Consider the following 2700-nt stretch of genomic DNA (forward strand, 5'->3'; position numbering starts at 1 on the left):
GGCCGCGGCGGCGGTGCGGGACCGGCCGTTGCTCGCGTGGGGCGCGGTCGCCGCCGTGGGGACGGCCGTGGGGCTGTGGTCGGATGTCCTTCGTCGCACGCACGTTCCTGTAGACGTTTACCGGGCCGCGCGCACGGATACCCTGTACGCGTCAGTAGTACCCGGGTGGTGAGGACGAGCGGTCATGACGGCGGTGCACGAGGACACCGACACGCGGTCGACCTTCTCGCACTCGGCGTTGTTCTACCGCGGTCGTGCGGAGTTCCTCGCGGCCACGGTCTCGTTCGTCCGGGAGGGACTGGCGCGGGGGGAACCGGTGGCGGTGATCGTGCCCGCACCGAATCTGGAGGCGCTGACCGCCGCACTCGGCGCCGACGCCGAGCGGGTGCGGCTGATCGACATGGTGGACGCCGGACGGAACCCGGGGCGCATCATCCCGCTCGTGCTGCGTTCGTTCGCCGACAGCCACCCCCGACCGGTACGGGTGGTGGGGGAACCGGTCTTCAGCGGCCGCACCGACGACGAGTACCCCGCCTGTGTGCAGCACGAGGCGCTGGTCAACGCGTCGTTCGAGGGTCGGCCCGCGACGTTGCTGTGCCCGTACGACACCGGTCGACTGGCACCCTCGGTGCTGGTGGACGCCGAGGCGACCCACGCCGTCGTCGTCGACGGCGACGGACCGTACGTGAGCCCGCGCTACGCGCCGGAGGACGCCTTCGAACGGCACAACGTGCCGTTGCCCGTTCCCGGGGACGCCCTCCGTGTCCCGTTCGACCTGGACGGCCTCACGCGGGCGCGGCACACCGCGACCGACTTCGCCGCCGACGGGGGGTTCGCGGGGGAGCGGTTGCAGGACGTGGCGCTCGTCGTCGGGGAGTTGTGCGCCAACAGCGTCCAGCACGGCGGCGGTGGCGGACTGCTGGGGGTGTGGCGGGACGGGGACGGAGTGGTGTGCCAGGTGAGCGACCGGGGCACGCCGGCCGACCGGCTCGCGGGCCGCCGCCCCGCGACGCCCCACCAGGACGGGGGGCGTGGGTTGCTGCTGGTGAACCAAATCGCCGATCTCGTGCGGACCCACGTCGGTTCCGAGGGAACGACCGTTCGCGTCGCCCTGCGGCAGTGAGCGGTTCCCGGGTTCAGCGGGTGTCGTGGGCGGGGGCCGGTTCGCGTACCCGGTCACCGGTGTAGAGGTTCATCTCGGCGCCCCGCAGGAAACCCACGAGCGTCACCCCCCGCTCCTCGGCCAGGTCCACGGCCAGGGACGACGGTGCGGACACCGCGGCGACCAGCGCGATCCCCGCCATGGCGGCCTTCTGCACCAGCTCGAACGAGGCGCGCCCGGACAGCAGCAGCCCGGCCCCGGACAGCGGGACCCGGTCGTGTTCGAGCGCCCACCCCAGCACCTTGTCGACGGCGTTGTGCCTGCCGACGTCCTCCCGGACCACGAGGAGGTCGCCGCCTGCATCGAACAGGGCGGCCGCGTGCAGGCCTCCTGTCGAGGCGAACACGCGCTGGTGCTCCCGCAGCGTGTCGGGCAGCCCGGCCAGCACCCCGGTCGTCACGGTGAGATCGGAGGCGGAGACGTCGAAACGGCCGCGGAGCCGGACCGCGTCGAGCGCGGCCTTGCCGCACACCCCACAGGACGAGGTGGTGTAGAAGTTGCGTTCGACACCGACGTCCGGGGCGGGCACGCCGTCGGCGAGCAGCACGTCGAGCACGTTGTAGGTGTTGCGTCCCTCCTCGTCCACACTGTCGCAGTACCGGGCCACGGCGATGTCCTCGCGGGCACCGACGACCCCCTCGGACAGCAGGAAACCGCGGGCGAGATCGACGTCGTGGCCGGGGGTGCGCATGGTGACCGCCAGCGGGTGGCCCGCGACGCGCAGCTCCAACGGCTCCTCCACCGCCAGCGTGTCCGGCCTGCTCCGCACCCCGTGCGCCCGCACCCTGCGGACCGGCCTGCGGACCGTCACCCGTCCCATCCCGACCTCCTGTGGGCTCGGTTGCCCGTCCACTCCATCATGACCGCGACACCCACATCGTGCGTGCCACACCACCCGCTCCCGCCCACGGTGTTGGATCCGGGGAGACCCCGGGGTGTGTCGATCCGGGGATACGCGGGCCCACGTCCGGGGTGCGCGACCGATAGCCTCGACAACCATGCTCATCGCCGAGGATCTGGCCCTGCTGTTGGCCGAGGGGGACACCGGGGCATCCGGGACCGCGACACCGCGGGGGGAGTACTCCCTGGCGGGTGCGCTGCTGATCGAACTGGCCCTGCTCGACCGGGTGGACGTCACGGGCGGCACGCACCCCGTGGATGCCGCGCCGCGGACACCGGACCCGGACGGAACCGGCGATGCCGACGGTGCCGATGGTGCCGGGGCGCCGGACCCGCCCACCACCGGCAGGCTCGTGGTCCGCGACCCCGCATCGACCGGGCACCCGGCTCTGGACTCGGCGCTCGCCGTGCTGACCACGCTGGAGAGTGCGCGGCCGAAGGACGCGGTGGGTGCCCTCGCGCAGCACGCGGTGTCCACCGACCTGCGGAGTGCGCCCGAGAGCGGCACCGCGGACCTCGACCGCCTCCGTGCCCGGTTGCGGGAGGTGCTCCTCGACGGCCGGGAGCCGGACGAGCGCACCACCGCGCTGATCGCGCTGCTGACGGGGACGGACGCCGTGGGCGGGGCGCTCGGACCG

At 73.3% G+C, this 2700-nt stretch carries 3 protein-coding genes; 2 read left to right on the forward strand and 1 reads right to left on the reverse strand.

Translation table 11 applies throughout. The features are described from left to right. Nucleotides 1-184: 184 nt before the first annotated feature. Nucleotides 185-1123 carry a sensor histidine kinase gene (locus SACHA_RS0110380; protein ID WP_019809469.1) on the forward strand — a complete coding sequence of 313 codons (939 nt, stop codon included), beginning with the start codon at nt 185-187 and terminating at the stop codon, nt 1121-1123. 13 nt (nt 1124-1136) lie between these two features. On the opposite strand, the gene fdhD is transcribed toward SACHA_RS0110380, so the two are convergent. Beyond that, complete coding sequence (gene fdhD, locus SACHA_RS0110385) at nt 1137-1982, reverse strand: formate dehydrogenase accessory sulfurtransferase FdhD (protein ID WP_019809471.1); 846 nt, start codon at nt 1980-1982, stop codon at nt 1137-1139. 178 nt (nt 1983-2160) lie between these two features. On the opposite strand from fdhD, the gene SACHA_RS25280 reads away from it, so the two are divergent. Continuing rightward, the coding region (locus SACHA_RS25280; RefSeq protein ID WP_019809473.1) for a GOLPH3/VPS74 family protein at nt 2161-2700 on the forward strand (540 nt) is incomplete at its 3' end.

The sequence above is a fragment of the Saccharomonospora halophila 8 genome (genome assembly GCF_000383775.1).
GTDB lineage: Bacteria > Actinomycetota > Actinomycetes > Mycobacteriales > Pseudonocardiaceae > Saccharomonospora > Saccharomonospora halophila.

What these genes read in the sequence shown, in the direction of transcription:
- SACHA_RS0110380 (WP_019809469.1), top strand. Translation starts at nt 185, where the DNA reads ATGACGGCGGTGCACGAGGACACCGACACGCGGTCGACCTTCTCGCAC.
- fdhD (WP_019809471.1), bottom strand. Translation starts at nt 1,982, where the DNA reads ATGGGACGGGTGACGGTCCGCAGGCCGGTCCGCAGGGTGCGGGCGCAC.